Genomic DNA, 26,720 nt, shown 5'->3' with positions numbered 1-26,720 from the left:
AAAACGGGTGGTTTGCATGTCTCACACCTGACTTAGCGAGACGGACTGAAAATCACATAATCCAAAATATCGCCCCGTCTGGAGCGATATTTTTATTTTTTCTTTTTCGATGGTGTGTGGATGGCAATCTTCACTTCAAAGATTGTTCCCTTTGGTTTATTATCTTTGACAGTAATGGTTCCTTTTAGCGCATCTACAATTTGCTTGGCTAAGGATAATCCTAAACCAAAACCACCTTTTTGGCGGGTTCTAGCCTTGTCTACTCGATAAAAACGATCAAAAATTTTCTTCTTATCTTCTGCTGAAATACCGACTCCATTATCAGAAACCAGTAAATACAGATTGCGATCGGTCGCCGAGATAAGAAAATCAATTTCACCATCCTCCTCAGTATACTTGACAGCATTATCAAATAGGATAGTCATCAACTGTTTCAAAAGAAGCTGATCTGTGACAATCGTTCGATGGATGCGATTTTCAAAACGGAAGACACGGTCATTTTCAGAAGCAATCATCTCATAGTTTGTGAAAGTCGTGTTAAAAAAGCTGGTTGGAACTTCTGCAAGTTCTGGCTTAATTCCATCATCTCGTCGAGCTAAGTTCAACAAGTTTGTCGTCAAAAAACGCATATTTCGGACTTCTTCCAAACTCGATGCAATGCTTTCGCTCACATCCATAATGGTAGCTTCTGGCTTACGAAAAAGGGTCTCTAAACGATTTTGCAAAACTGCAAGTGGAGTTCGTAACTCATGGCTGGCATTTTCCACAAAGGATTGCTGCTTCTGCATGCTCTCAAGCAGAGGACGAACACTGACTCGAGCTAGATAGAGACTAGCAATCAAAGACAAAATCCAGAAACTAGCCATCACGACCACAATCAATTGCTCATGCTTTTGACTGGCCTGCTCCAACTGACTGGTATTAATCAAGACAGCTGCATACTTGATATTGGTTGAAACCGAACTGATATTGTTTTCCATCAAGATCATGCGATAGATTTCTTCCTGTCCATAGCTATTAAAAACCTGAATCTGATAGATATGACCTAGTTCTTTCTTCTCTAGCTTAATCTTATCCAAGCCCAAAAATCGATTTCCAGAAAGGAGCTGGGTAAAATTTTTATCAAAAAGAATGACTTCTGTGTTGGAACTGACATTGGGTTTTATCTCAGTCTTACTAGTATCTGTAGCGGCATTCTCTAAATCTTTAATCTCTTCTGTTGCCCTATTTACAGCAAGCTGAATAACTGCCTGAGGATTTTCACTCAGTCCGTGGAGCTTATCATCCACCGAAGTATAGAGACTCGAATGCATGACTTGCAAAATAATCAGAGTCATGGTGGAAAAAATCAGAGTGAAGACACCAAAGTTACGGATAAAATAACTAAAGTCATCCGCATACCATGTTTTTTTTAGTTTACTGAACATCTTTTAAAATATACCCAACACTGCGCAAGGTTTGTAAATTCTCTGCAAAAGTGGTTCCTTTTAATTTCTTACGGACTTTTGAAACGTAAACTTCGACAACTGAAATCGTTGTGTCACTATCAAATCCCCATAGACGATCAAAAATCTGAGTTTTCGGCAAAATAACATTTTGATTTTGAAGGAAATAAACTAATAAATCAAACTCTTTCCCCAGCAATTCGACAGGAGTATCTTCAACCTTAACGGTATTGGTTGACAAATTAACTACAATATTTCCATAAGTCAAGGTGTTTTCATTAAACTTACCCGAACGTTTGAGAAGGGCTTGAATCCGCATTTTGAGTTCTTCTAGGTAGAAAGGTTTAGTCAGATAATCATCCGCTCCCAGTTCAAATCCATGTCCCTTGTCATCCAAACTTTCCTTGGCAGTCATGATCAGAACTGGTGTCGTAATCCCCTTTTCACGCAATTCTTTCAATACTTGGAAGCCATTTTTTTCAGGCAACATCAAATCGAGCAAAATCAAGTCATAGACGCCACTCTCAGCTTCGTAGAGACCTTCTTCCCCATCAAATACCTGCATGACATCCGCAAAATCGTCTAAAAAGTCAAATACTGAATTTGACAGGCCTAGGTCATCCTCAACCAATAAGATTTTTATCATGAGAAACTCCTCCTTATTAAAACCATTATACCAAATTTGCCTTAAAAAAAACTCAACTCTCTTCATTTTATACTCAATGAAAATCAAAGAGCAAACTAGGAAGCTAGCCGCAGGTTGCTCAAAACACAGTTTTGAGGTTGCAGATAAGACTGACGAAGTCAGTAACCATATCTACGGTAAGGCGACGCTGACGTGGTTTGAATTTGATTTTCGAAGAGTATTACATGAGATAGCTGAGTTTTCTTTTTATTTTAGGCTTATTTATGCGTTTCCGTATTGAAGAACGACTGCTTCCACTGCAGCTTTTTCACGGTTAATCAAGTCAACACGCGCTGCAATTTCCTTGATTCCCATACCGATGTTACGGCTAAGAGCAAGATCAGAAAGTTGTGGCTCAAAGAACTCCTTGTACTCTGCCAAGCGTTGCTGAGTCTTAAATACGTGTGCAGGAAGGATAACAAAGCTATCAAAGCTCATATCTCCACCAAGAGCTGCCTTAATCCAAGCCCAGTTTTCACGCGCCCAAGACCAAGCTGTTTCCTGAGTTGCTTGATGAGCTAGGAATTGGTAATACCAAGCAGACAAGTCTTGTGGTTTGACCACAAATTTGTCCTTCCAAGAAGCAATCAAGGTTTGGATATTGTTCGCATCTTTACTATAGGCAAGAGCGGCTGCCAACTGACGTTTAAAGACAGCATCTGTTGCGTGAGTATAAGTATCAAGATAAAGTGCTAACAAGTCTTTAGTCTCATGATGTTTCATCTCATTGATCAGAACTTGTGAGCGAATAGCTGCTGGAAGTCCTGCAAGATTCTCCTTGTGAGCCGCGAAGATTTGGCTAGCGACTTGGCTAGCTTCTGCATCATTTGAGCGAATCATCACAGAAACAGCCAACTGACGAACCAATTCATCCTCATCTGATTCATCATCTTTAGCTTCAAAACCAAGACGGTCATAGTTGTGACGAGCCAATTTAGCAACCAAAGCTTTGAAGGCTCTTTCAGCTTCTGTTCCTTCATCGATAAAGCGCTCAAGGGCAGAAATTACTTGAGAAACAGCTGAAACGACAAGGTAAGATTCTTCCTTAGCAAGTTTATCAAGAACTGGGAGCAAGTCAGCATAAGAAATATGCCCTGCCTCAGCAAGCAAACGACGTTCTTGGACGATTTGCAATTTGCTTGTGTTATCAAGATCAACTAGGTCAGAAAGAACAGCATCTAACAAGTCTCCTTGATAGTCTGTAATGTAGTGGGCTGTATTTTCTGTGTTGAGACGAAGTGCTGTTTTGTTTTCTGCAAGAAGAGCTGCGTAGCCAGGGATTTCGATGCTTTCAGTTTCGAGTGTATCAGGTAAACCTTTCCAGTTGCTGTTTAGTGGCACAACCCAGAGACGGTTCTTATCTTCGTTCTCACCGATGAAGAATTGTTTTTGTGAGATCTTCAAGACATCATTTTCAACTTTGACAGTGAGAACTGGATAACCAGGTTGTTCCAACCAAGAATCCATGAAAGCTGCAACATCACGTCCTGACGCTTGACCAAGAGCATCCCAAAGATCACGACCAATTGTATTGCTGTATTGATGTTTTTCAAAGTAGGCATGCAAACCTTTGGCAAAATCAGCATCACCTAGCCAACGACGAAGCATGTGCATGAGGCGACTTCCTTTGGCATAGACTATAGCTCCGTCAAAGAGCGTATTGATTTCATCTGGATGTTTAACTTCGACGTGGACAGATTGAACACCATCAGTCGCATCGCGTTCAAGAGCGTGAGGCACTCCACCTGTTTGGAAATCTTCAAAGATATTCCAGCTTGGCTCAATGGCATCCACACAGACGTACTCCATCATGTTGGCAAAACTTTCATTGAGCCAAAGGTCATCCCACCATTTCATAGTAACGAGGTTCCCAAACCATTGGTGAGCCAATTCATGGGCCACAACAAGGGCAACTTGTTGACGGCTGGCAAAGGTAGAATTCTCATCCACAACCAAGTAAACTTCACGGTAGGTTACAAGACCCCAGTTTTCCATAGCACCAGCTGAGAAGTCAGGAAGAGCAATATGAAGAGATTGAGGGATTGGATACTTAACTCCGTAGTAATCTTCGTAAAACTCGATAGAGCGAACAGCGATATCTAGTGAGAAGTCAAGATTAGATAGTGGGTGGGCTTTGGTTGAATAAACACCTACGAGGGTACCGTTTTTAGTTTTAGCCGTCACACCTTGCAAATCACCAGCGACAAAAGCTAACAAGTAAGATGACATGCGAGGTGTTGTCTCAAACTTCCAGATACCTGTTTCCTTGCGGTTTTCAACTTCGATCTCTGGCATGTTAGACAAGGCCAATTCACCTTCTGCTTGGTCAAAACGAAGAGAGAGGTCAAATGTTGCTTTGGCTTCTGGCTCATCCACACATGGGAAGGCTTCGCGCGCAAAATGGCTCTCAAACTGAGTAGACAAGACTTCCTTCTTCACTCCATCAACTGTGTAATAAGAAGGGTAAATCCCTGTCATGTTGTCTGTGATTTTTCCTGAAAAGGCAAGAACCACTTCAACTTGACCAGCCTCAGCCAATTCAATATGAAGGGCTTCATTGTCATGGTCTACTGTAAATGGACGAGCTTGACCTGCAACTTCTACAGAAGCGATTTCCAAGTCTTTTTGGTGCAGGGAAATACGGTTACTCTGTGCTTGACCAGTGATGGTTACCTTCCCAGAAAACGTCTTGGTCTCACGACTCAAGTCTAAAAATAAATCATAATGTTCAGGAACAAATTGCTTAATAAAATGTTCAACTGCTTGCATAATTTTCTCCTATCTAAGTTTAAGAGCTAGAGCTCTTCTTCAAACAAACTTATTATATCATGTTTTGCCTAAGAAAAAAGGATTGGAAGGTAATTTCCAAAACTTTCTTCCTTCTGCAGTCTAAAGTGGGTAGACCTTGCGAAATTCTTCTAAAACGACCTTGCTGTCAGGCGTAAAAGTCAGCCCAGCCTCACTCATCCACTCGGTGAAACAGTCCTCATGAACCTGACGCCAATAGGCTAAAGATTTGTCTCCCTCACCTTCTTTGAAGGCATGGTCAGCAGAAACTTGATTGAAAGGCTGAACGGAAACCTTGGTAATTTCGACAATGCAGACAGCCTGATTTTGACTATCTAAAATGACATCGAAGGTCCCTTTTTGTGGAAGAGGTTCGGCTTCTAGTGCGTAGAGGTCGTAGGCAGAAGCAGTTGCTGTCTTTTCTCCTCTTAAAACCAAATCTGCCAAGAGATCAGCATCTACTCCAAAAACCCAAGCATCGATTTCATCTCCGATAGAAGGATTGATTTGCTTGTATTTATTCCACATTTCTTGCGGCGTCATAGGTTGCTCCTTTGTAATTTTTTACTTTCTTCTTTTATGTGTTTGAGATGGTCTGGATGGTCAATTTCTAAATCAAAAATCTCTGGAATAGAGCTGTAATGGATAATGCATTCGATACCCATCTGATTCATTTTTTGTATGAAAGAAGTATTCAGATAACCTGCCACAGCAAGGTCAATCTTTTTCGTCCTTGCTTTATCCTGCATCTGTCTCAGAATATCTAACATAATGGGACTTTCCATATCATGCCATTGACTATTTCTCACAGTCGCAAAAACAAAAGAAGTCAAATCATTCATTCCAACTACAATCTTTGAAATGCCTGTTTCCAATATTCTGTCTAAGTCGAAATACGCTGACGGTAATTCAATCATTGTACCGACTTTCCCAGTAAAACTATACTCACGCAATACTCTAATAGCTTGCTTTAACTGCTCGGCATCATTGACAAAAGGAAAGATAACGGATAGATTGGGATTGTTTTGATAAACTTCTGTAACGACATTTACCTCAGCCTGAAATTCATCCGGACATGCCAGTAAACGCCTAGTTCCTCTATATCCAAACAAGGGATGATTTTCATCAAAATACTCTTTAGTTCCCTCTAAACAATTGGCTTCTGTATTTGTTAATTCAGAAAAACGATACCATACCTCTTCATCTGAGTAGAAGGAGCAGATAGTATCTAGATAATCTTTTACAAATTGCTGACAACTTGGTAACAGGATGTTTTGATTGAGCTCTCTCAACAAGTATTCCCCACGAATCATACCGACGTGGTGAAATAACTTAGGATAAACTTTTTCAACAATTTGTTCTCCACTAAGGGCAAGTTGGTTTCTCATCATTCACCTTCCAATTCATGTAAGAAGTCTTGTCCAGTTCTGGAAATCCTAATAATTCAGACTTAACCTTCAAGACTAATGGCGATGCATTTTCTTCTGTGATTTTTTGAATATCCATCCAAACATATCCCAGTGAATCATTCGCACCGTCAGAGACAGTTTCAGAAATCGTAACTTGAGCTTCCTTCTCGTTTATATCAACATCATACAATGCCATGATATGGTGAACTATAAAATTTGTTAACTCTTCCCTGACGAAAACATCGTAGATTCGAGGATTGGAGTAGCTTCTAACGGTAAATCCCGTCTCTTCCATGACTTCCCTAATCAGCGTTTCCGTCAGTCCTTCACCAAGTTGCTGACTGCCACCGGGAAGGTCTAACCTATTTTTGTAGGGACCTGCTGTTTTTTGAATACAAAGAAGGTAACCATGTTTATAGCAAACACCATAAACTCCAAAGTGATTTTTGATTTCCATCCAACTACTCCTACTTCAAAGACCAGCCACCATCTATTATCAGGATTTGTCCTTGCATGGCACTTGCTTTTCCACTTGCTAAGAAAATGCTAATCTCTGATATTTCCTCTGGCTCAATCCAACGTTTGATTGGGGTTTCACTAGCCACCCAGTCTGCTAAACCACCTGGTTCAAAGTCAGCAGCGGTCATACCCGTCTTGACGGCTCCTGGAGCGATACCAAAGACCTGAATCCCAGCTTCTGCATAGTCTAGAGCCAACTGCTTGGTGAAGCCAGCCAAGGCGTGCTTCGAAGAAGTATAAGCGTGTCCACCGCCACCTGCTAGACTAGAAGCAATAGAGCACATATTGATGATGATTCCCTTTTTATTTTCCAGCATATGTGTCAAATAATACCGAGTCAACTCAACAGGAGTCATGTAGTTAATTTCAAAAATTTCTTGAATTTCCTGCGCTGTTTGTTCCAAAAGTGGTTTATAATCATCCAAAACTCCAGCAGTATTGCACAAAATATCTACCTGAGGACACCAGTCAAAAATAGGCTCTAAGTCCAAGGTCAAATCTCTCTGTAAAAAGTGGAAATCACCCTCTAAGAGTGGATTTTCACCTTGGTCAACTCCATAAACTTGATAGCCCTTCTCTAAAAAGAGGCGAGCTTGAGCCAGACCAATCCCTGAACTAACGCCTGTAATGAGTACACATTTAGTCATGCACTTCTACCCAATCTATCGCCAAAACATCACAAGGTGTCGGACTCCACATGGAAAAACCTTCTCCTTCTCCAGACACGTTGATTAGGAAATAAGGTGTCACTTCAAGTGCAACCCCGTTTTGTTCAATGGTGTCAAAAAGTTGGACATAGTTTTCAGCACCTCCCCAACCAGTACGTACATATTTTTTCTTAGCCTTTAACCCAGGCAGTATTTCTTCGAAAGTCATGTTATTCTCCTTTTATTCTACATTCTTCATTTAATTATAACAAAAAACCGTTGTGCAACGGCTTTTTGACTCATTTTAAATCAAAATCAATAAGCATTTTATAATTATAGTCATTTAGTTTAAAAAAAGCGCCCCAAACATTCAAAAATATTTGGAACTTCCCTTAATAAATCCGTCACTTTCTTTTTCAAGATAGCCCAAGCTTGCTCAATAGGATTCAAATCTGGTGAATAAGGCGGTAGGGGTAAGAAAAAGTGTTTATCTTGAAGGTAAAGTTCATCCAAGATATGCTTGGGATGAAAACTAGCATTGTCCATAACAATGATATGAGGTGTCTTCAAAGCAGGCAGGAGTTGCGTTTTAAATCACTCCACAAAGAAATCGATTGTCATACTTTCCTTGTAAATCATGGGAGCTATAAACTCTCCATCTACTTGTCCTGCAACAATCGAAGTCCACTCAAAACGCCGTTCGCTAATCTTTTCATAGACTTTCTCCCCTCTAGGAGCCCGTGCATAAGGACGATAGAGGTAGCGGTCGATTCCCGTTTCGTCAATATATAGGACTGGTAAATCTTTTAGATTATCCAAAATATCAAGAAACTCAGCGACTTTCTCTGGATTTTGTTCCTTAAAGCTAGTCGTCTTTTTTTAAAGTGACCTTAATCTGCTTTAAAGCTGCCCATACTGAAGGAACAGTACAACCAAAATGTGCCACAATTTTCCGTAAGAAAGCGTCTGGATGAGCCTCTACAAAGGCTTTTAATTCCTCTAAAGGGATCTTCTGCTTTTTGACGACTCGCTTTTTCCGCTATAAGTGTCCTTGTTCACGTCTTTCTTTTCCCACGTGAAGAGAGTTTTGACGCCAACATCAAAAACTTTAGCTGCCTCGACATGGCTGTGTCCCTCTTTAATGTAATCTAATACTCCTTGTTTATATACCATAGATTTATTATAAGATGCTTATTTTAAACTAAACAACTATATCGTGGCTTGAACTGACTATTTTATATATTGTCTTACTTCGTCCTCACAAAAATATATCAAAAATCAAAAGCACTTAGGAAAAAACTCTATTTCATGAGAGAATGCAATAAATCTTCCCACAATAAAACGCATAATATCAAGTTTTTTGGCTCCTGATATCATGCGTTTTCTGTTCTTAAAATATTTTTTCTCAGTCTCTTTTTGTTACAAGTTCATCTTCAAAGTTCTTGACCTTGGGTAAATCTAAAATCAAATTTTACCCAACTGACCCTTCCATTTCATAACTAATCAAGCGGTTCAGCTCAACAGCATACTCCATTGGAAGTTCTTTTGTGAAGGGCTCTACAAATCCCATAACAATCATTTCTGTCGCTTCTGATTCTGACAATCCACGGCTCATGAGATAATAGAGTTGTTCTTCAGAAATCTTAGATACCTTAGCTTCGTGTTCCAAAGCGACTTGTGAGTTGTGAATTTCATTAAACGGAATGGTATCTGATGCTGACAAGTCATCCATGATAATAGTATCACACTCAATGTGAGAGACAGATTTCTTAGAGTTTTTATTAAAGGTTACTTGTCCACGATAGTCAACCTTTCCTCCACCTTTAGCGATGGATTTAGACACGATAGACGAGCTTGTATGTGGAGCGTTGTGGATCATCTTAGCTCCAGTATCCTGGTGTTGCCCTGCATTAGCAAAGGCAATCGAAAGCATGGTTCCACGCGCCCCTTCTCCATCTAGGTAAACAGATGGGTATTTCATAGTTGTTTTGGCACCCAAGTTTCCATCAATCCACTCAACTGTCGCATCTTTCAAGGCTTTAGCACGTTTTGTTACCAAGTTATAGACGTTATCAGACCAGTTTTGGATAGTCGTATAACGCATATAAGCTCCATCCAAGGCAAAGATTTCTACAATGGCAGCATGCAAGCTGTTACTTGAATAAGTTGGCGCTGTACATCCTTCTACATAATGGACACTTGCTCCTTCGTCAACGATAATCAAGGTACGTTCAAACTGACCAGTATTTTCGTTGTTGATACGGAAGTAAGTTTGAAGTGGAATATCTACCTTAACACCTTTTGGTACGTAGATAAAGGTTCCACCAGACCATACTGCTGAGTTAAGAGCAGCCAATTTGTTATCTGTTGGCGGTACCAACTTCGCAAAGTATTGTTTAAACAAGTCTGGGTATTCCTTGAGGGCAGAATCTGTATCTGTAAAGATAATCCCCAATTTTTGGAACTCTTCCTTCATGTTGTGGTAAACCACTTCTGACTCGTACTGGGCAGAGGCACCTGCTAGATAGGCACGCTCAGCTTCAGGAATCCCGATACGTTCAAAGGTTTCTTTGATTTTTTCGGGAACTTCATCCCAAGAACGGGCTGGTTTATCAGATGGTTTTTGGTAGTAGATCAAGTCATCAAAATCAATCTCTGACAAGTCTGCTCCCCAAGTTTGCATAGGCATTTTTTTGAAGATTTCATAAGACTTCAAACGGAATTCTAACATCCACTCAGGTTCTCCCTTAGCAGCTGATAGTTCACGAATGACATCTTCGTTCAATCCTTTTCCTGTCGATAGGACAGGCTCTACATCATCATGGAAACCAAATTTATATTCACCAAGGTCAATTGGTTTTGGTTCTACTCTTTCTTCAGCCATAATATCCTTTCTTTCATTCTTCATTTCTACTGATTCATAAGACAAAAGAAACTTGCCTTACTTGTTTTCTTGATTTTCAATTGTTTTCTTAAGGGCATTCCAAGCTAGAGTTGCACACTTGATTCGTTGAGGGAATTTGGCAACGCCTGATAAGAAAGCTGCATCGCCTAGTTGGTCTTGACGCTCATCTTTTTGCCCTTGAACCATTTCAGAAAAAATAGTTGCAAGTTCTAAAATTTCTTGTTTGCTTTTTCCTAAAACTGCATCTGTCATCATGCTAGCAGAGGCAGTTGAGATGGTACAGCCTGAGTTTAGAAAGGCGATATCTTCCAAGCGGTCATCTGCATCAAACTTGACAGAGAGATTGATAACATCCCCACAAGTCGGATTGTTGAGACTGATTTGCTCAGCGTCTTCCAACTTCCCTTGGTGATGTGGATTTTTCGAATGGTCCGCTACCACTGCCATATAAAGGCTATCTAGTTTAGAAAGTGCCATTGAAAAACTCCTTTGTCTTTTGTAAGGCATCGACTAGCTTGTCGCAATCTGCCTTGGTATTGTAGATATAAAAACTTGCACGAGCTGTAGCTGGAACGTCCAAATACTGGAGCAAGGGTTGAGCGCAATGGTGACCCGCACGAACAGCCACTCCTTCATAATCCAAAGCAGTCGCAAGGTCGTGCGGATGAAGGTCACCTAGGTTAAAGGCAATGACACCCGAACGTTGAGCCAAGTCCTGCGAACCATAAATGGTCAATCCTTCAATCGCCTGCAGTTTTGGAAAGACGTATGCAATCAGTTCCTGTTCATGGGCTTCAATGGCATCCATACCAATCTTTTCAAGATAATCTACTGCCGCAGCAAGTCCAATTGCACCTGCCATATTAGGAGTTCCAGCCTCAAATTTCCAAGGTAATTCCTTCCAACTAGCAGATTGTTCATAAACGAAATCAATCATTTCGCCGCCAAATTCCACTGGTGACATTTGTTCTAAATACTTCTCTTTTCCGTAAAGAACACCGATACCAGTTGGACCCGCCATCTTGTGACCTGAAAAGGCAAAGAAGTCCACATCCAAGTCCTGGACATCGATCTTCATATGAGGAGTAGATTGAGCACCATCCACCACCATGATAGCTCCAACTTGGTGGGCCAATTGAGTGATTTCTTTGATAGGATTGACCACACCAAGAACATTTGAAGCGTGAGCTAGCGAAACAAACTTGACCTTGTCAGACAATTTAACTCGCAAATCCTCCATATTCAAGGCACCGTCCTTAAGATAGACATAGACAAGCTCCGCTCCAGTCTTGCGGCAGGCTTCCTGCCAAGGAATGATATTAGAATGGTGTTCCATGACAGAAATCAAGACCTGGTCTCCCTCAGCCAAGACTTCCTCAGCATAACGCGCTACCCAGTTCAGACTGGTTGTCGTTCCCCTAGTAAAGAGAACTTCCTTTGTAGACCCTGCATTGATAAACTTACGAATGGTTTCACGAGCAGCTTCATAGGAAGCAGTAGCCCGCTCCGCCAAGGTATGAACCCCACGATGAACATTGGCATTGTCCTGCTCATAATAGCGGTTAATCGTTTCCAGAACTGCTAGTGGTTTTTGTGTCGTCGCAGCATTGTCCAAATAGACTAATGGTTCATCATTAACAATCTGATCTAAAATTGGAAAATCCTTACGAATCGCTTCTACATCTAACATCGGCTTCCCCTTAGCGTTTTGACAATTTCTCTTCGATCGTTGCAATCATTTCATCACGAACTTCCTTGACTGGAATCTCCACGATAACAGAGCCAAGGAAACCACGGACAACCAAACGTTCTGCAGTTGCCTTATCCAAGCCACGACTCATGAGGTAGTACATATCTTCTGGATCTACCTGACCAATAGAGGCTGCGTGTCCTGCAGTTACGTCATTTTCATCAATCAAAAGAATTGGATTAGCATCTGAACGCGCTTGGTCTGAAAGCATGAGAACACGACTTTCTTGTTGGGCATCTGCTCCCTTAGCACCCTTGATGATGTGACCGATACCATTGAAGGTCAAAGTTGCTTTTTCGAGAATAACCCCATGTTGAAGGATATTTCCGATTGAGTTACAACCATAGTTAGTCACTCGAGTATCAATCCCTTGTACCTGACGGCCACTTGAAAGAGCTACAACTTTAAGGTCGGCATGGCTACCATTTCCAATCAAGTCGCTATCAAAGTCAGCAACGACATTTCCTTCGTTCATGACACCGATTGCCCAATCAATACTTGCATCGTTGCCTAATTTACCACGACGGCTAATATAGGCAGTAACGTTTTCACCTAGACGGTCGATAGCCGCAAACTTCACTTGCGCACCAGAACGTGCAATCACTTCCACAGTGATGTTGGCAGTTGCTTTGGCATTACCCTCACCGCGTGACTCTAAACGCTCCAGATAACTAATCTTAGAATTTTTACCAGCGATAATCATAATATGCTTGTTAAACGGCACATCGCTATCGCTGTCTTGATAGAAAATACCTTCGATTGGCTCTTTAATTTCCACGTTATCAGGAATGTAGAGAACAGCACCACTGTTGAAATAAGCTGTATGGTAGGCTGCCAACTTATCATCGTCATACTTAACAGATGACATGAAGAATTCTTCGATCAGCTCTGGAATTTCTTCTAAAGCTGAGTGGAAGTCTGTAAAGACGACACCCTGTTCAGCTAACTCAACTGGAATTTGCTCAAAAACAGTCTGAGTTCCTACTTGAACCAATTTCAAGTGATTATCTAGAGCTGTGAAATCTGGAACATTTACTGATGGCTCACTTTCTGTAATCGTTCCATCACCCAGATTCCAACGGTGGAATTTGACACGCTCAATAACTGGTAATTCCAAACTCTCAATCTTATCAAAAGCTTTTTGACGGAGGTCAGCCAACCAGCTTGGTTCAGCGTGCATTTCTGAAAAAAGTTTAATATTTTCTTTAGTCATTTACTTCTCCTAAAAGATACGAGGGAATTACAATTCTTCCTTGTAGTCGTAGCCAAGTTCTTCAGCTAGTTTTGCGTATCCTTCACGTTCCAAACGCGCAGCCAATTCTGGACCACCTGAAAGGACAACACGACCTTCCATCATGACGTGTACCACATCAGGTGTGATGTAGTTCAAAAGACGTTGGTAGTGAGTGATAATCATAGCACCAAAACCTTCACCACGCATAGCATTGACACCTTTAGAAACAACTTTAAGAGCGTCAATATCAAGACCAGAGTCAATCTCATCCAAAAGGGCAAAAGTTGGTTCCAACATCAAAAGTTGAAGAATCTCATTACGTTTTTTCTCACCACCAGAGAAACCTTCGTTGAGGTAACGCTCAGCCATTTCTTCTTTCATGTTGAGCAATTCCATCTTCTCATCCAATTTAGTGATAAACTCACGAACTGAAATTTTTTCATCATCTTCTTTACCAGCATTCATGGCTGCACGAAGAAACTCAGCGTTAGTAATACCAGGAATTTCTGATGGGTATTGCATAGCAAGGAAAAGTCCCATACGCGCACGCTCGTCAACTTCCAACTCAAGGATGTTTACGCCATCAAACAAGACTTCACCTTTGGTAACTTCATAGTTTGGATTTCCCATGATAGCTGCAGAAAGAGTCGATTTACCTGTACCATTTGGTCCCATGATAGCGGCGATTTCTCCTGTTTTCAGGGTCAGGTTAACCCCTTTTAAAATTTCTTTTCCTTCAATCTCGACGTGAAGATCTTTGATCTCTAATACTGACATGATAGTTCCTTTCTTTTTCAAGACCTTTACAGTACTTACTAGAAAAACGTCTGATTTCCCCAGAAATAGAGTAAAAGGTCTATAAATATACTTTTATAGTATAACAAAAAAAAGCCTAAAAGGCTTTGATTTTGTCTAGAAGCTGAGGACTAGTCTTTTCCTTTTAAATGTTGGTCAATGACATCTACTATTTTACCCATCAAGTAACTAACTCGGAAATTTCTAAAGAGTAAAATGGCCCAAAAGGCTGCCATAATATAGCGACCAGTCATCCAGGCTTCATTGAAAAAATAGGTCTCAGCAGCTGTAAACAGCGCGATGATAATAAATTGTTGTCTATTCATAAACTTATTGTATCATGAAATCTTTCTTTAGTCTTCCTCTACCTTCACTTTATCAGCCAAAAATTCAAATCCTTCTGGAATCAGGCTTTCTTCTGCTTCTTTTTCAGTTTGAGAAGATTTGGCTTTGGCTGAAAAGGCTGCGCGAACTTCTTTCCATTCCTCCATGGAAATGGCTAAAATCTCAGGTGAAAAACCTGCTGCCTGACTGAGGATGTTACCAAACATAGTGTTGAGATTGTCCCGTTTCATGGTTTGACCAGCATTGAAGTTAGATTCAAAAGCAAGAATAGCATGGTGTTCATTGGCTGCAACCGGTTGAGAACCAACTAGCAGAGCCTTATCAGGACCTCCAAGACTTTCAATCACTTCTCCCCAGGCATTTTGCAAGCGAATCAGATTTTGACGTGCTAAATCTGGATTTTCAACGGCCTCTTGTAGGATCGATTGAACCTTATTGCGATCCACACGATAGACGGTCTTGCTCGCTGCTGGACGGGTAGGTACTGGACTAGTTGGTTTTGGTACAGTGCCCACATTGGCGAGTTCTTGTTTGAGACGCGCAACTTCCTGTCTCAATGCAGAAATTTCATGTTCAACTGCCCCAGAAAGAGCTGGTTCAGGCTTAATCTCTGCCAAACGGATAGTCATCATCTCAACATAAATCTTAGGCTGCAAACTAGACTTAATATCTGCTAAACTGACTGTCGCCAAGCGAATCATTTCAAACAGATTTTCTTGAGGAAGTGCCAAATTCTCTACAAATACTGGACTATGATGAGTGTTTTCTCCCCCTGTTTGAACAATTAACAAGTCTCTTAAATAGTGCAAAAGATCCGTCACAAAACGAGTCATGCTCTTACCATTGTCAAAAAGAAGATTCAAGCAAGACAAAGCCTTGGGAACATCCTGTTGAGACAAGGCAGCCACATAATCATCCAAGGCTGATAGACTAATGGTGCCAGTAATTTCTTCAGAGATGGCAGTCGTCAACTCGTTTCCCTGTGTCAAACTCAGGGCTTGATCCAAAATAGACAAGGCATCTCGCATTCCACCTTCAGCCCGTCTGGCAATGATTTCCACAGCCTCTGGTTCAGAACTGATATTTTCTTTTTCTAAGATATAGCGGATATGTTCCTTAATATCCTGTGTCTTAATCGATTTAAATTCAAAACGTTGCACACGGGATAGAATAGTGGCAGGAATCTTGTGCAATTCAGTAGTAGCCAAAATAAAGACCACATTCTGTGTTGGCTCTTCCAGAGTCTTTAGGAGGGCATTAAAAGCCCCTGTAGACAGCATGTGAACCTCGTCTATGATATAAACCTTATAACGGGCAAGACTAGGGGCATAGGTAGATTTATCACGAATTTCACGGATTTCATCGACTCCATTATTAGAGGCCGCATCCATTTCGATGACATCTTCTAAACTACCATCCGTCACTGCCTGACAAATATAGCAGTTATTACATGGTTCACCACCCACTTGATTGGGACAGTTCATAGCCTTGGCAAAGATCTTAGCCACACTGGTTTTTCCCGTTCCACGAGGACCAGAAAAAAGATATGCATGACTTATTTTCTCTTGTTCCACCGCTTGTTTAAGAGTCTTAGCTACAACTTCTTGACCAACCAACTGGGAGAAATTTTGACTTCTATATTTTCGATAAAGTGCTTGATACATTAGGCTTTCTCCCCAAACATTGTAAAGTCCCATTCTGTCTTTTCAAGCAAAATAGCGACAAATTGTTCCAAATAATCTCGATCCATAGCATCATAATCATCAATCTCTGAAGAATCCAGATCCAGAACCCCGAGCAATTGACCATTCTTCATCATTGGCACAACAATTTCACTTTTAGCTCGACTATCACAAGAAATATAGTTGGGATAAGTTGTTACATTACCAACCAGAACAGTTTCCTGAAAGTGGGCTGCCTCCCCACAAACACCTTTGCCTAGTGAGATACGGATACAGGAAACACCTCCTTGGAAAGGACCTAAAATCAATTCCTTTCCATCGAACAGATAAAAGCCTGCAAATACGGTATTAGGGAAGCGTGATTTTAGAAGAGCGCTGGCGTTGGAAAGATTAGCCAAAACATTGGTTTCACCATCCAATAAAAAAGAGAGCTCTTCATTTAACATTTGATAACGTGATTGTTTTTCTGATTCTAACATAGAACTATTATATCAAAAAAGGCTTACAGACAAAAGAAAAATCCCTTGTTTAGAAAACAAAGGATTTTATGAATTTTCAATTTGATTAAAGTTCGATATCACCGAACAAGTCAGCCATTGAGAATCCTGTTTGTGTTTCTGGAAGTTCGAAATCACGTTTTTCTTGACGTTTTGGACGACGTGGACGAGCAGCACGTTTTTCTTCTTTTTGTCCTTCTTCTTGAGCTGGACGCTCTTCAAGAGCTTTGATAGAAAGTGATACGCGCTCTGCATCTGCGTTAACTTCAAGAACTTTAACTTTAACTTCTTGACCAACTTTAAGAGCTTCTTTTGGATTTTCAATACGTTTGTGTGAAATTTGTGATACGTGAACAAGTCCATCTATACCTGGCAATACTTCAACAAATGCACCGAAGTCAGTCAAACGTTTAACTGTTCCTTCAACTACATCACCTTTAGCCAATTTTTGCTCAACGCCATCCCATGGTCCAGGTGTTGTTGCTTTAAGTGAAAGCGATACGCGTCCTTCTTCTTCGTTAAGATCAAGGATTTTCACTTCAATTTCTTCACCAACTGTTACAACTGATTTTGGTGATACGTTACGCTCGTGTGACAATTCAGTCAAGTGAACCAATCCGTCAACACCACCAAGGTCGATAAAAGCACCGAAGCTTGTGATACGGGCAACTTTACCAGTTACAACATCACCAACAGCCAATTTACCGAATACTTCAGCGCGAGCTGCTGCTGTAGCTGCTTCAACAACTTCACGACGTGAAAGGATGAAGCGGTTTTCTTTAGCGTCAACTTCTTTGATTTTAGCGTCAAATTCTTGACCTACAAAACGCTCAGTGTTACGTACGAAACGAGTATCCAACATTGAAGCTGGGATAAATCCACGAACACCTTCAAATTCTACTGAAAGTCCACCTTTAACGGCACGAGTTCCTTTAACAGTAACAACTTCTTCTTCGCGACCAACAAGTTTGTCCCATGCTTTGCGAGCTTCAAGGCGTTTTTTAGATACAAGGTATGTAACTGTATCAGTATCTTTACCAACTACTTGACGAAGTACAAGAACATCCAATACTTCTCCTACTTTAACAAAGTCATTGATATCTGCATCGCGATCGTTTGTCAATTCGCGAAGAGTCAAGACACCTTCAACACCAGTTCCAGAGATTGCAACGTTAGCTTGAGTCGCATCAACTGTCAATACTTCAGCACTAACAACATCACCAGTCTCAACTTGGCTAACGCTATTTAGCAAATCTTCAAATTCGTTCATCTAAAAAATCCTCCAACAATCAAGTTTTTCTTAAACTTGACATACTTATAATTTTTTTCCTAAGCACCCGCAAGGACATGTTCATATCGTTCACGTCTTTCAATTATAAAAATAAAATACCCTAAGATATTTTGCTTTTTATCTTGATTATTACCTAAGAACTGGGGTAGCTGGATTCGAACCAACGCATGAGGGAGTCAAAGTCCCTTGCCTTACCGCTTGGCTATACCCCATTGATGAAATGGAGAGAGAGGGATTCGAACCCCCGAACCCGAAGGAGCGGATTTACAGTCCGCCGCGTTTAGCCTCTTCGCTATCTCTCCTACAATCAACATGGACTATTATATCATGAAAATTTCAAAAAAACAAGACTTATTTTGCTAAATTATAATTTTCAATCAAAATTTCCACAGCTTTTTCCAATTTTTTATAAAAACTATCGACATTCCCATTCTTTATGATGGCAAATTGTCCGTCTAATTCGGCAATTTCTCCGATAACTTTTTTACCAATGGTCAAGGTATAACCTTCAAAACTGTCTTTTCCTACATTAACTTTAGCATCTGCTACTTGAATTTCGATTTTTTTATCTTTCTTACTCATTTCATACCTCTCTTCACTTTTTCTATTTTACAAGAAAATCCCAAAACTAGCAAGAAAAAACTCTATATCATTCCAAGTCTGATATAGAGTTTTCTGCTTTATTTAATGTGTTTTTCTAGTTCTTTTTGGTACTTACCGTTTGATTCCAATTTTTCTTTTTGCCATTTTTTCAGTGCTTCTTCATATTCTTTGGTTGTAACGATATCTTTTTGCAATTTCATACCTTTAAAGATATATGGGTCACCCTTAATACCAACTTGTGAGTATGGTTTTGAGAATGGCACAACATTACTTACAACTGGAGAGCCACCAGATGAGGCTGTTGGCATCAATAATGAACTATCTGTCAACCAAGCTTGAGCCTTGGCATATTTTTCATAGCGTTCTTCAAGATTAGTAGTTTCTGAATCCGCATCATCTAATAATTTCTTATACTGATCCAAACCAATCTTAGCTACAACATCCTTATCTTTTCCTTTCGTAATGCCAAGGTGTTTCATAGCAGAACCTGATTTAGGATCCATGATAGTTAAATAAGATGCTGGGTCTTGGTAGCTTGGAGCCCATCCTGTACTGTTCAAATCATAGTCTTTTTGAGAAGGAACACGCGCTTGTGAAGTGATTGTTTCCTTTTCATTATCTGTCATTTGAAGAACATCGATGACAACATTTTCAGCACCAAGAGTTGATTCGATTGACTGTTTGAAAGAGTTGCTTTGTTGAACGGCGATGGTATCTGTCTGTTCAACTGGGACATCCAAATGAATTGGGAAGGTTACCCCTTTAGATTCTAAGTCTTTCTTAGCTTTTTCAAAGGCAGCTTTAGCTTTGTCAGGGTTGTAGATAGAATCCTTACCGTCAACTAGCTCAACGCCTTTCCATTGGTCACCATAGTTCACCAACTCAGCTTGAGCAATTTGACCAAAGTTCTTACCACCTGCTTGTACAAAGTTGTCAGGAACGAGACTGTTACGAATAATCTTGTCCGCACCGTCTTCACCATTTAGCTGGGCAGCATAAGAATGGCGGTTGAAGGCAAAGTTGATAGCCTGACGGAAGTCCTTATTAAGCATAGCTTCTTTTGTAGAATTTTTTTGTTCCTCACTTGTTTTCGCAGTTTTATTGTATGACTGACGATTTACGTTAAAGGTGAAGTAATAGCTACTTGAGTCCTGTGGGCTATATGTAATTTTATCTCCATATTGTTCCAAAGTTGAAGCAAAATTTGAGCTACTTGGGAAGAGACGAGCTGTCGTATAAGCACCAGAAGAGAAGCTACGAATCAAGGATTCCTGGTCTGAACCATCGTAGTAGGTCAATTTAATCTTCTCAATTTTTACCTTTTCTTTATCCCAGTAGTTTGGATTTTTCTCGTATTCAATCAACGATTTAGAAGTCAAGGTCTTCAAGATATAAGGACCATTATAGAGAATCCCTGCTGGAGTAACTGCTCCATAATCTTTGCCTGATGCCTTCAAAAACTCTTCATTTACAGGCAACATCGTCGCTGTTGTAACTTTAGAGTTCCAGAAACTTTCTGGTTTGTTTAGGGTATATTCGACTGTGTAATCATCCAAGGCCTTGACACCAACTGTAGAGAAATCGTTCGTCTCACCAGTCATGTAGGCATCCAAACCCTTGATTGAATTTTGGATGAGAGAGACACCGTCTGACTTACCGTCAGCTACGTGTTTCAATCCTGCTACAAAGTCATGGGCTGTTACTTCTGCATATTCTTCACCTTCAGAAGTGTACCATTTAACTCCTTTACGAAGTTTGTAGGTATAAGTCAAACCATCTTTTGACACAGACCAATCCTCAGCCAAGGAAGGAATAACATTTCCGTACTGGTCGTTTTCCATCAAGCCATCAACCACGTTCCCGATGACATCTGTTGTAGATGTACGAGTCGCTATACTATAGTCCAAAGATGCTGGATCTACTGCATAGACATATGAAAATGTTGTCGGTGCATCTGCTTCTTTATCAGCTTTTCCACAAGCTACTAAAAGAGCTGTTGTGCTCAGGACCACTCCTGCTGTTAAGAGCCACTTTTTAGATTTCATAAAAAATCTCCTTTAGTTAATTTTAATCTACTTTTACAATCCATCCTTCTGGCGCTTCAATATCACCAAACTGAATTCCTGTCAATTCATCGTAGAGTTTACGAGTCACAGGACCTACTTCTGTTTCACTATAGAATACATGGAAATCATCACCGTGTTGAATACCTCCAATTGGAGAAATAACCGCTGCTGTACCACAAGCACCTGCCTCTACAAAACGATCCAGGTTATCAATTGGAACATCCCCCTCAATAGGAGTTAAGCCCAAGCGATGTTCTGCCAAATAAAGCAAAGAATATTTGGTAATAGATGGCAAGATAGATGGACTCAATGGTGTTACAAATTCATTGTCAGCTGTAATTCCAAAGAAGTTAGCTGAACCGACTTCTTCAATCTTTGTATGAGTTGAAGGGTCTAGGTAGATAACATCTGAGAAATGGCGTGATTTAGCCAATTTCCCTGGCAAGAGACTGGCAGCATAGTTCCCACCAACCTTAGCCGCGCCTGTACCATTTGGAGCAGCACGGTCGTATTCATCCTGAATCAAGAAGTTAGTTGGAACCAAACCACCCTTAAAGTAATTACCAACTGGCATAGCAAAGATAGTGAAAATGTATTCCTCCGCTGGTTTTACCCCGATAATATCTCCAACACCAATCAAAAGTGGACGAAGATAAAGGGTTCCACCTGTTCCATATGGTGGTACGTATTCTTCATTGGCACGAACAACTGCTTTACAAGCTTCTACAAACATATCTGTCGGAACTTGTGGCATCAAGAGACGATCACAAGTACGTTGCAGGCGTTTGGCGTTTTCGTCAGGACGGAAAAGTTGAACACTATCATCCTTAGTACGATAAGCTTTCAAACCTTCAAATGCTTGTTGGCCATAGTGAAGACTTGGAGAAGACTCTGAAATATGCAAGGTTGCATCCTCTGTAAGCTCTCCTTGATTCCATTGTCCATTTTTAAAATGAGCAATGTAGCGATAAGGTAATTTCATATAGGAAAAACCGAGATTTTCCCAATCAATCGTTACTGTCATATTCCACTCCTTATTCTAAAAACCTATTTCTTTTATTCTACACTATTTTTCTAAAATAGCAAGTATATTTTGTAATTTTCAGAAAATTTCTTCAATAAAAAAATCTAAGGTATCTGTCGTAATGAATCCTATATGGAGATTGCATAAAAGACTCAAATTATTCTTCTATCTCGTTTAGTAAAATCTATTCAATAACTGAACTTATTTTTGACATACATAGAGCCCGTACATTAATATTAGTAACCTGTTTCGACAGAGATATGATAAAATGAACTAAAGATAGTACACAATGTAGTGTAGTCATCTTATGCCATATTCAACAGATTTACGTAAAAAAGTTCTCGCCTATTGTAAGCGAACAGGTAGTATAACAGAAGTATCACACGTTTTCCAAATCTCACGTAATACCATTATCTAAAAGAGAAAATAGGTGATTTAAACCATCAAGTAAAAGGAATAAAACCAAGAAAAATTGATAGAAATAGACTTAAAAACTATCTTACTGACAATCCAGACGCTTATTTGACTGAAATAGCTTCTGAATTTGGCTGTCATCCAACTATAGCGTATTGAATCTAGAATAGCACATTACAGTTGCTAAAACATTTCTAGAAAAAATTGACTTTCTCAATCACTTTGTTCACATCTTATTTCAATCTACTATACTATCCACTATGCTCTCAAAGCTATAGGCTACACTCGAAAAAAAGAATCACACCTACTATGAATAAGCCCCAGAAAAGTAGCTTTATTTCTTATTCCTCCCCACTCACCTGAGTAAAATCTTAGTGAGAAAAACTGAGCTCATATCAAAAAGCACCTCAAAAATTGTCCTACTCTTGTTTCAATCCGCTGTGTTTCTTATAAAAAACAAAAGGACTAAGGGAGTGAATTTCCTTAATCCGATAGTCTCTCAAGCCTGACGCTGACCAAAGTCCTTAATCATCTGATCCATTTCTTGTCGACTCGGAGTTGTCAACATATACAGGTAATCTCCTTGAAGTTCCGCAAAGGCCGCTGGCATGATTTTTTTAACCTTGAACTGCTGGCTATATTTGTCAATCAAATCCTCTTCTGAATAAACATAGTGAGCATTTGCACGGCGAGAAGTAGCCAAACAATACTGAGGTTCAAATTCTGACGCTGGGAACTCTTCTCCTGCGACAATGGCTGCATAGCCACGATAGAGGTCCAAGGAATGGGCAAAGTTATAAACATCAATGGTAAACCCACCTGCAGGACGGTTATTGTACTCAATGGCAATATAATCATCCCCCTCACGGAAGAACTCAATATGGAAGAACCGTTCTTTCATACCAAATTCCTTGACAATTGCCTCACCATATTTACGTAATTTAGGATCCATATCCTTGAGAACGTAATAAGAATTGTCCATCTTGTAAATCATGAGATCAAGCGGTGTATAGGCGTAGTCAAAGGTTGTTGAAAAGACAATCTTTCCTTCCTTGTCCACTAGACCATCAAAGGTGCAAATTTCGCTAGAGGTGACAAATTTCTCAAAGAAATAAACAGTTGAATGATCCCACTCAGCCTTGAAGTGATTGATATCGTCCTCTGTCTCAAGCTTAAAGGTCGCGGCTGCTCCCACTCCATTGTCAGGTTTGGCAATCATTGGAAGGCCGATTTCGTTCACTGCTTGATCAACATCTGCTTCCGTCTTGATAACAGCTCCAGGGACCACAGGGACACCTGCTTTTTTGAAAAGCTTCTTCATTTCAGACTTAAATTTCGTCTTTTTGAGATCCTCTGGTTTGGCACCAAAAACATTGAATTGTTCTCTGAGTGTTGCATCCAACTCAAGCCAGTATTCATTATGAGACTCGATGCGGTCAATCGGGCCATGTTTATAAAAGAGAAAAGCAACTGCTCTCTTGACTTCATCTATATTTTCAAGATTGTCCACACGGAAATACTCGGTCAGGCTATTGCGTAAAGGTTCATCCAATTGCTCGTAAGGTTCCTGACCAATTCCCAAGACGTTGATTCCTTTATTAGCTAGTTCAATGGTAAACTGTTGAAAGTTTTGTGGATAGTAGGGAGAAATAACAAGGTAATTCATAGGTAACTCCTTTTATAAATAGAGATTGCCGAGGAAATAAGGCATTTGTTTGCGCCACCATTCCCAGTCGTGGGCGACATCGTGTCCCCATTCAGCAAACCAGGCTGGAATTTGTTTCTGGTCAAAGGCTTCTTTAAGCTTGTAGAAGGATGGCAGACCGTCTTGTTCCCAAGCTCCAAGTCCTGTACACAGCACAATCTCTGCCTGACGGTAACGGTCAATAAACCAGCCGTCGTTTTGGTTCCAGATATAATCAACTGGCGAGTTTTGGTAAATAGCATCGTCGTTATAGTAATCGCCGACAAAGAAACGTGCGTCGTAAACACCACTGAGAGCAATCACTTTGGTAAATACATCTGGATGCTGAAGGAAGAAATTGAGTGCATGGTAGGCACCCATTGAGCAACCTGTCGTCATCATGCCATCAAACCAACCTGTCTTATGCTTGATAAAAGGAATGGCCTCCTCAATCACGTAGCGTTCGTAGGCACGGTGCATCTCCGCTTGGTCGTGACCGTTTTTCCAAGTGGCCAACCAACTCTCACTATCCACACTAGATAGGGTAAAGAATTGGACACGGCCTTCCTCAATAAAGGAAGCACAAGCATCAATCATGCCAAAATCATAGTATTCATTGTGACTACCACCTGATGAAGCAAAGACCACAACTGGAATCCCAGCATGACCATAACGGTTAAGGTACATTTCACGGTTAAGATGGCCACTCCAGTGGCTAAGATGTTCAATATGCATATTTTCTCCTTTCTTACTTTACCTTACCAGTTTTCTGCAAAAAATCTCAGACAATCTGGTAAATTCTCCGACCAAGGGATTTCACTATGGATGGCACCAGACTGAACTTTTAAGACAAGATTGCCCAAGTGTACTCCTCCTGCTATCAAATCATGGTAATAGCGAAGCGAAGAGTCGATATAGGCTTGTTTGATATTACCAGCCATCAAGGTCTTGTCTGTATCATCCGCTTCTTCCGTTCCCACATAGATGAAGATACGCTGGTCAGGCGATAGTTGCTGACGCTCGATATAGCGGTTAAAGGCTTCTTGGTGGAGCCAGTTGGCAGATGAAAAGACGCCCAAGCAACCAATTTGGTCTTGGTATTCCAAACCGATAAACTGGGTAATATTGCCTCCTAGTGAGGAACCAATCATGGCTGTATGCTGGCGGTCTGCTTTTGTACGATAAGTTTCATCAATAAAAGGCTTGACCACCTCCATGACAAACTCGGCATACTCCACACCCTTACCGCCAAACTGCTGCCCTGGGATTGGAGATTCTTGGAACTTCCAAGCTGCATACTCATTCATCCGCCCCATTCCATCATTGTCAATGGCTACGACAATCATGCGACTGATATCAGGATTACGCTTAATAGCTGGGATAATCTTCCATGAATGACCAATGAAAGACTCCTTACTATAAAAAACATTTTGCCCGTCATGAAAGTATACAACAGGATAGGAACGATTCGTGTCTTTCTCATAATCTTTAGGTAGAAGAACACGCACACGGCGCTCCTTACCTGTATAAGGAACCTTGAGTTTGTGTTCTTTCATTTTTAAATAAAAGTAGGATTGATTCATTGTCAGAAAACTCTCTATATTCAAAATTTTATTTCATTATATCACAATTATAGAAAAAAAGTTAGTTTTGCTTCCGTTTTTGGAATTAAAAACTAACTTTTTCATTTATTTTTCTAAATTCTTCTGGATTTTCTGATTAGAGCAAATTATCAATCAAGTCATCCACTTCATCTTTTTCAACCTGCGGTGTGATTTCAGTAATCATAATCCCTGCTACTGCTCGTTCAACCAAACCTTCAACATCCATGCGTGCTTCATACTGCTCTGCATTCTTAATCTTAGGATTGGTCTTAGGACGGTCAGGTGCAAAAATCGTACAGCAGTCCTCAAAAGGTTGGATAGAAATTTCAAAGGTATCGATTTCCTGGGCGATGTCAATGATTTCCAATTTGTCCATGGTAACCACAGGGCGGATGATGGGAGTGTTGGTCACAGCGTTAATCGCCTGCATACTTTCAAGAGTTTGGCTGGCTACTTGACCAAGGCTTTCCCCATTGATAATAACTAAACCATTTCGTACCTCACGGATACGATCGGTAATCCTCATCATAAAACGACGGGTCAAGGTCATAAGATAGGCTTCTGGAGCTTTAGCCTTGATTTCCTCTTGAATCTCAGTAAAAGGCACTTCGATAAACTGGATATTGCCACCAAACTTGGTCAATTTACGAGTCAAATCCTGCGCTTTCTTGAGGGCACCAGGACTAGTATAAGGTGGGCTGGCAAAGTGAACGGCCTCAATATCTACCCCACGTTTAAGAGCTAGATAGCCAGCTACAGGTGAGTCAATTCCCCCTGATAACATAAGCATGCCCTTCCCAGAAGTTCCCACTGGCAAGCCACCTGCCCCTCGAATGGTTTCATAGGAAAGATAAGCCGCCTCCTCACGAATCTCCACCTGAAGATTGATGTCAGGATTTTTCATCTGAGCTTGCACATTTGGAATTGCTTCGAAAACAGCCCCTCCAAGCGTTTGGTTGAGTTCACGACTATCAAGTTCAAAGTTGTGGTCGCTACGCTTACTAGAAATCTTAAAGGTCATGCCTTCCTTGTAGATGTCCTGCATAATCTCTTGCACAGAAGACTTCAGAACTTCTACAGATTTTTCAACCTTATACACTGGAGAAAAATTCTGAATTCCAAAGACTTGCTTGAGTGATTCTGCTACTGCTGTGTAATCAGCTCCATTGAGGTAAGCGTGGGCACGGTCGCGATCTGCTGTTACCTTGACTTGGTGATAGATAGACAAAACGTCTGAAATATTATTACGAAGTTTATTGATGAAACGCATACGGTTTTTACCCTTGGTTGACAACTCTCCATAGCGAATCATAATTTCTGAATACTGCATGAAT

Annotated in this window: 24 protein-coding genes, 2 tRNA genes and 2 pseudogenes; 1 reads left to right on the top strand and 27 read right to left on the bottom strand. The window is 40.5% G+C overall.

What is annotated here, in order from left to right; genetic code table 11:
- Positions 1 to 92: 92 nt before the first annotated feature.
- From ciaH to K4Z77_RS01440, 23 genes and pseudogenes are all read right to left on the bottom strand, one after another.
- Positions 93 to 1,427: a two-component system sensor histidine kinase CiaH gene (gene ciaH, locus K4Z77_RS01550; protein WP_224218229.1), complete on the bottom strand. Its 1,335-nt coding sequence runs from the start codon at positions 1,425 to 1,427 to the stop codon at positions 93 to 95.
- Entirely contained in the window at positions 1,417 to 2,091 is a 675-nt protein-coding gene (gene ciaR, locus K4Z77_RS01545) for a two-component system response regulator CiaR (protein ID WP_000590639.1), read from the bottom strand. Before ciaR ends, ciaH begins: the two co-directional genes overlap by 11 nt.
- A 261-nt stretch (positions 2,092 to 2,352) precedes the next feature.
- Positions 2,353 to 4,899, bottom strand: coding sequence for a M1 family metallopeptidase (locus tag K4Z77_RS01540; protein ID WP_224218228.1), 2,547 nt, complete (start codon positions 4,897 to 4,899; stop codon positions 2,353 to 2,355).
- Between the two features lie 120 nt (positions 4,900 to 5,019).
- A complete protein-coding gene (locus K4Z77_RS01535) occupies positions 5,020 to 5,460 on the bottom strand; it encodes an ASCH domain-containing protein (RefSeq protein ID WP_224218227.1) in 441 nt (146 codons plus the stop codon).
- On the bottom strand, positions 5,457 to 6,305 hold the full coding sequence (locus K4Z77_RS01530) for a putative PEP-binding protein (protein WP_224218226.1): 849 nt from the start codon (positions 6,303 to 6,305) through the stop codon (positions 5,457 to 5,459). Before K4Z77_RS01530 ends, K4Z77_RS01535 begins: the two co-directional genes overlap by 4 nt.
- Complete coding sequence (locus tag K4Z77_RS01525; protein WP_153225909.1) at positions 6,283 to 6,783, bottom strand: NUDIX domain-containing protein; 501 nt, start codon at positions 6,781 to 6,783, stop codon at positions 6,283 to 6,285. The genes K4Z77_RS01530 and K4Z77_RS01525 overlap by 23 nt, the downstream gene beginning before the upstream one ends.
- Positions 6,784 to 6,793: 10 nt before the next feature.
- Entirely contained in the window at positions 6,794 to 7,492 is a 699-nt protein-coding gene (locus tag K4Z77_RS01520; RefSeq protein ID WP_224218225.1) for a 3-oxoacyl-ACP reductase, read from the bottom strand.
- Positions 7,485 to 7,721 carry a DUF2829 domain-containing protein gene (locus K4Z77_RS01515; protein WP_033676940.1) on the bottom strand — a complete coding sequence of 79 codons (237 nt, stop codon included), beginning with the start codon at positions 7,719 to 7,721 and terminating at the stop codon, positions 7,485 to 7,487. The genes K4Z77_RS01520 and K4Z77_RS01515 overlap by 8 nt, the downstream gene beginning before the upstream one ends.
- Before the next feature lie 119 nt (positions 7,722 to 7,840).
- Positions 7,841 to 8,665: pseudogene (locus K4Z77_RS01510) on the bottom strand (IS630 family transposase).
- A gap of 298 nt (positions 8,666 to 8,963) precedes the next feature.
- Complete coding sequence (gene sufB, locus K4Z77_RS01505; RefSeq protein WP_224218224.1) at positions 8,964 to 10,376, bottom strand: Fe-S cluster assembly protein SufB; 1,413 nt, start codon at positions 10,374 to 10,376, stop codon at positions 8,964 to 8,966.
- A gap of 57 nt (positions 10,377 to 10,433) precedes the next feature.
- Positions 10,434 to 10,874, bottom strand: a complete 441-nt coding sequence (gene sufU, locus K4Z77_RS01500; protein WP_224218223.1) for a Fe-S cluster assembly sulfur transfer protein SufU — start codon at positions 10,872 to 10,874, stop codon at positions 10,434 to 10,436.
- Positions 10,861 to 12,087, bottom strand: a complete 1,227-nt coding sequence (locus K4Z77_RS01495) for a cysteine desulfurase (RefSeq protein ID WP_224218222.1) — start codon at positions 12,085 to 12,087, stop codon at positions 10,861 to 10,863. The genes sufU and K4Z77_RS01495 overlap by 14 nt, the downstream gene beginning before the upstream one ends.
- Before the next feature lie 10 nt (positions 12,088 to 12,097).
- A complete protein-coding gene (gene sufD, locus K4Z77_RS01490) occupies positions 12,098 to 13,360 on the bottom strand; it encodes a Fe-S cluster assembly protein SufD (protein WP_049521505.1) in 1,263 nt (420 codons plus the stop codon).
- A gap of 27 nt (positions 13,361 to 13,387) precedes the next feature.
- Positions 13,388 to 14,158 (bottom strand): Fe-S cluster assembly ATPase SufC, encoded by a 771-nt coding sequence (gene sufC / locus K4Z77_RS01485; protein ID WP_000114489.1) that lies wholly within the window; start codon positions 14,156 to 14,158, stop codon positions 13,388 to 13,390.
- Between the two features lie 149 nt (positions 14,159 to 14,307).
- Complete coding sequence (locus K4Z77_RS01480) at positions 14,308 to 14,502, bottom strand: DUF3272 domain-containing protein (RefSeq protein WP_001081602.1); 195 nt, start codon at positions 14,500 to 14,502, stop codon at positions 14,308 to 14,310.
- Between the two features lie 27 nt (positions 14,503 to 14,529).
- Positions 14,530 to 16,185, bottom strand: coding sequence for a DNA polymerase III subunit gamma/tau (gene dnaX / locus K4Z77_RS01475; RefSeq protein WP_060805698.1), 1,656 nt, complete (start codon positions 16,183 to 16,185; stop codon positions 14,530 to 14,532).
- Positions 16,185 to 16,682, bottom strand: a complete 498-nt coding sequence (locus tag K4Z77_RS01470; RefSeq protein WP_060805697.1) for a GAF domain-containing protein — start codon at positions 16,680 to 16,682, stop codon at positions 16,185 to 16,187. Before K4Z77_RS01470 ends, dnaX begins: the two co-directional genes overlap by 1 nt.
- A gap of 85 nt (positions 16,683 to 16,767) precedes the next feature.
- The gene (rpsA, locus tag K4Z77_RS01465; protein WP_001001630.1) at positions 16,768 to 17,970 is read right to left on the bottom strand and encodes a 30S ribosomal protein S1; all 1,203 of its coding nucleotides are present in this window, start codon (positions 17,968 to 17,970) and stop codon (positions 16,768 to 16,770) included.
- A gap of 161 nt (positions 17,971 to 18,131) precedes the next feature.
- Positions 18,132 to 18,203 (bottom strand) — tRNA-Gln (locus tag K4Z77_RS01460).
- A 9-nt stretch (positions 18,204 to 18,212) separates the two neighbouring features.
- Positions 18,213 to 18,293, bottom strand: a tRNA-Tyr gene (locus tag K4Z77_RS01455).
- A gap of 49 nt (positions 18,294 to 18,342) precedes the next feature.
- A complete protein-coding gene (locus K4Z77_RS01450; RefSeq protein ID WP_000037113.1) occupies positions 18,343 to 18,573 on the bottom strand; it encodes a DUF2969 domain-containing protein in 231 nt (76 codons plus the stop codon).
- Between the two features lie 98 nt (positions 18,574 to 18,671).
- Positions 18,672 to 20,639, bottom strand: a complete 1,968-nt coding sequence (locus K4Z77_RS01445) for a peptide ABC transporter substrate-binding protein (protein ID WP_224218221.1) — start codon at positions 20,637 to 20,639, stop codon at positions 18,672 to 18,674.
- Positions 20,640 to 20,661: 22 nt separating this feature from the next.
- A complete protein-coding gene (locus K4Z77_RS01440; RefSeq protein WP_049539163.1) occupies positions 20,662 to 21,684 on the bottom strand; it encodes a branched-chain amino acid aminotransferase in 1,023 nt (340 codons plus the stop codon).
- Positions 21,685 to 21,991: 307 nt separating this feature from the next.
- Between K4Z77_RS01440 and K4Z77_RS01435 the strand changes: the two are divergent.
- Positions 21,992 to 22,245 (top strand): annotated as a pseudogene (locus K4Z77_RS01435) (IS630 transposase-related protein); the annotation flags it as partial.
- A 352-nt stretch (positions 22,246 to 22,597) separates the two neighbouring features.
- Here K4Z77_RS01435 and K4Z77_RS01430 read toward each other — a convergent pair.
- From K4Z77_RS01430 to thiI, 4 genes are all read right to left on the bottom strand, one after another.
- Complete coding sequence (locus K4Z77_RS01430) at positions 22,598 to 23,764, bottom strand: ATP-grasp domain-containing protein (protein WP_153193317.1); 1,167 nt, start codon at positions 23,762 to 23,764, stop codon at positions 22,598 to 22,600.
- A gap of 12 nt (positions 23,765 to 23,776) precedes the next feature.
- Positions 23,777 to 24,517, bottom strand: a complete 741-nt coding sequence (locus K4Z77_RS01425; RefSeq protein ID WP_000546753.1) for an esterase family protein — start codon at positions 24,515 to 24,517, stop codon at positions 23,777 to 23,779.
- A gap of 23 nt (positions 24,518 to 24,540) precedes the next feature.
- The gene (locus K4Z77_RS01420) at positions 24,541 to 25,365 is read right to left on the bottom strand and encodes an alpha/beta hydrolase (protein ID WP_203175468.1); all 825 of its coding nucleotides are present in this window, start codon (positions 25,363 to 25,365) and stop codon (positions 24,541 to 24,543) included.
- A 136-nt stretch (positions 25,366 to 25,501) separates the two neighbouring features.
- Positions 25,502 to 26,716 (bottom strand): tRNA uracil 4-sulfurtransferase ThiI, encoded by a 1,215-nt coding sequence (thiI, locus tag K4Z77_RS01415; protein ID WP_153193314.1) that lies wholly within the window; start codon positions 26,714 to 26,716, stop codon positions 25,502 to 25,504.
- Positions 26,717 to 26,720 lie beyond the last annotated feature (4 nt).

This window comes from Streptococcus mitis subsp. hohhotensis, from assembly GCF_020089495.2.
In the GTDB taxonomy this organism is placed as follows: domain Bacteria; phylum Bacillota; class Bacilli; order Lactobacillales; family Streptococcaceae; genus Streptococcus; species Streptococcus hohhotensis.
The sequence above is the reverse complement of the archived record's forward strand: the minus strand, read 5'-3'. Positions and strand labels throughout refer to the sequence as shown.

Bases quoted from the DNA above. Each gene is read 5' to 3' on its own strand.
- ciaH (WP_224218229.1), bottom strand. From the start codon at position 1,427: ATGTTCAGTAAACTAAAAAAAACATGGTATGCGGATGACTTTAGTTAT.
- ciaR (WP_000590639.1), bottom strand. From the start codon at position 2,091: ATGATAAAAATCTTATTGGTTGAGGATGACCTAGGCCTGTCAAATTCA.
- K4Z77_RS01540 (WP_224218228.1), bottom strand. From the start codon at position 4,899: ATGCAAGCAGTTGAACATTTTATTAAGCAATTTGTTCCTGAACATTAT.
- K4Z77_RS01535 (WP_224218227.1), bottom strand. From the start codon at position 5,460: ATGACGCCGCAAGAAATGTGGAATAAATACAAGCAAATCAATCCTTCT.
- K4Z77_RS01530 (WP_224218226.1), bottom strand. From the start codon at position 6,305: ATGAGAAACCAACTTGCCCTTAGTGGAGAACAAATTGTTGAAAAAGTT.
- K4Z77_RS01525 (WP_153225909.1), bottom strand. From the start codon at position 6,783: ATGGAAATCAAAAATCACTTTGGAGTTTATGGTGTTTGCTATAAACAT.
- K4Z77_RS01520 (WP_224218225.1), bottom strand. From the start codon at position 7,492: ATGACTAAATGTGTACTCATTACAGGCGTTAGTTCAGGGATTGGTCTG.
- K4Z77_RS01515 (WP_033676940.1), bottom strand. From the start codon at position 7,721: ATGACTTTCGAAGAAATACTGCCTGGGTTAAAGGCTAAGAAAAAATAT.
- sufB (WP_224218224.1), bottom strand. From the start codon at position 10,376: ATGGCTGAAGAAAGAGTAGAACCAAAACCAATTGACCTTGGTGAATAT.
- sufU (WP_224218223.1), bottom strand. From the start codon at position 10,874: ATGGCACTTTCTAAACTAGATAGCCTTTATATGGCAGTGGTAGCGGAC.
- K4Z77_RS01495 (WP_224218222.1), bottom strand. From the start codon at position 12,087: ATGTTAGATGTAGAAGCGATTCGTAAGGATTTTCCAATTTTAGATCAG.
- sufD (WP_049521505.1), bottom strand. From the start codon at position 13,360: ATGACTAAAGAAAATATTAAACTTTTTTCAGAAATGCACGCTGAACCA.
- sufC (WP_000114489.1), bottom strand. From the start codon at position 14,158: ATGTCAGTATTAGAGATCAAAGATCTTCACGTCGAGATTGAAGGAAAA.
- K4Z77_RS01480 (WP_001081602.1), bottom strand. From the start codon at position 14,502: ATGAATAGACAACAATTTATTATCATCGCGCTGTTTACAGCTGCTGAG.
- dnaX (WP_060805698.1), bottom strand. From the start codon at position 16,185: ATGTATCAAGCACTTTATCGAAAATATAGAAGTCAAAATTTCTCCCAG.
- K4Z77_RS01470 (WP_060805697.1), bottom strand. From the start codon at position 16,682: ATGTTAGAATCAGAAAAACAATCACGTTATCAAATGTTAAATGAAGAG.
- rpsA (WP_001001630.1), bottom strand. From the start codon at position 17,970: ATGAACGAATTTGAAGATTTGCTAAATAGCGTTAGCCAAGTTGAGACT.
- K4Z77_RS01450 (WP_000037113.1), bottom strand. From the start codon at position 18,573: ATGAGTAAGAAAGATAAAAAAATCGAAATTCAAGTAGCAGATGCTAAA.
- K4Z77_RS01445 (WP_224218221.1), bottom strand. From the start codon at position 20,639: ATGAAATCTAAAAAGTGGCTCTTAACAGCAGGAGTGGTCCTGAGCACA.
- K4Z77_RS01440 (WP_049539163.1), bottom strand. From the start codon at position 21,684: ATGACAGTAACGATTGATTGGGAAAATCTCGGTTTTTCCTATATGAAA.
- K4Z77_RS01430 (WP_153193317.1), bottom strand. From the start codon at position 23,764: ATGAATTACCTTGTTATTTCTCCCTACTATCCACAAAACTTTCAACAG.
- K4Z77_RS01425 (WP_000546753.1), bottom strand. From the start codon at position 24,517: ATGCATATTGAACATCTTAGCCACTGGAGTGGCCATCTTAACCGTGAA.
- K4Z77_RS01420 (WP_203175468.1), bottom strand. From the start codon at position 25,365: ATGAATCAATCCTACTTTTATTTAAAAATGAAAGAACACAAACTCAAG.
- thiI (WP_153193314.1), bottom strand. From the start codon at position 26,716: ATGCAGTATTCAGAAATTATGATTCGCTATGGAGAGTTGTCAACCAAG.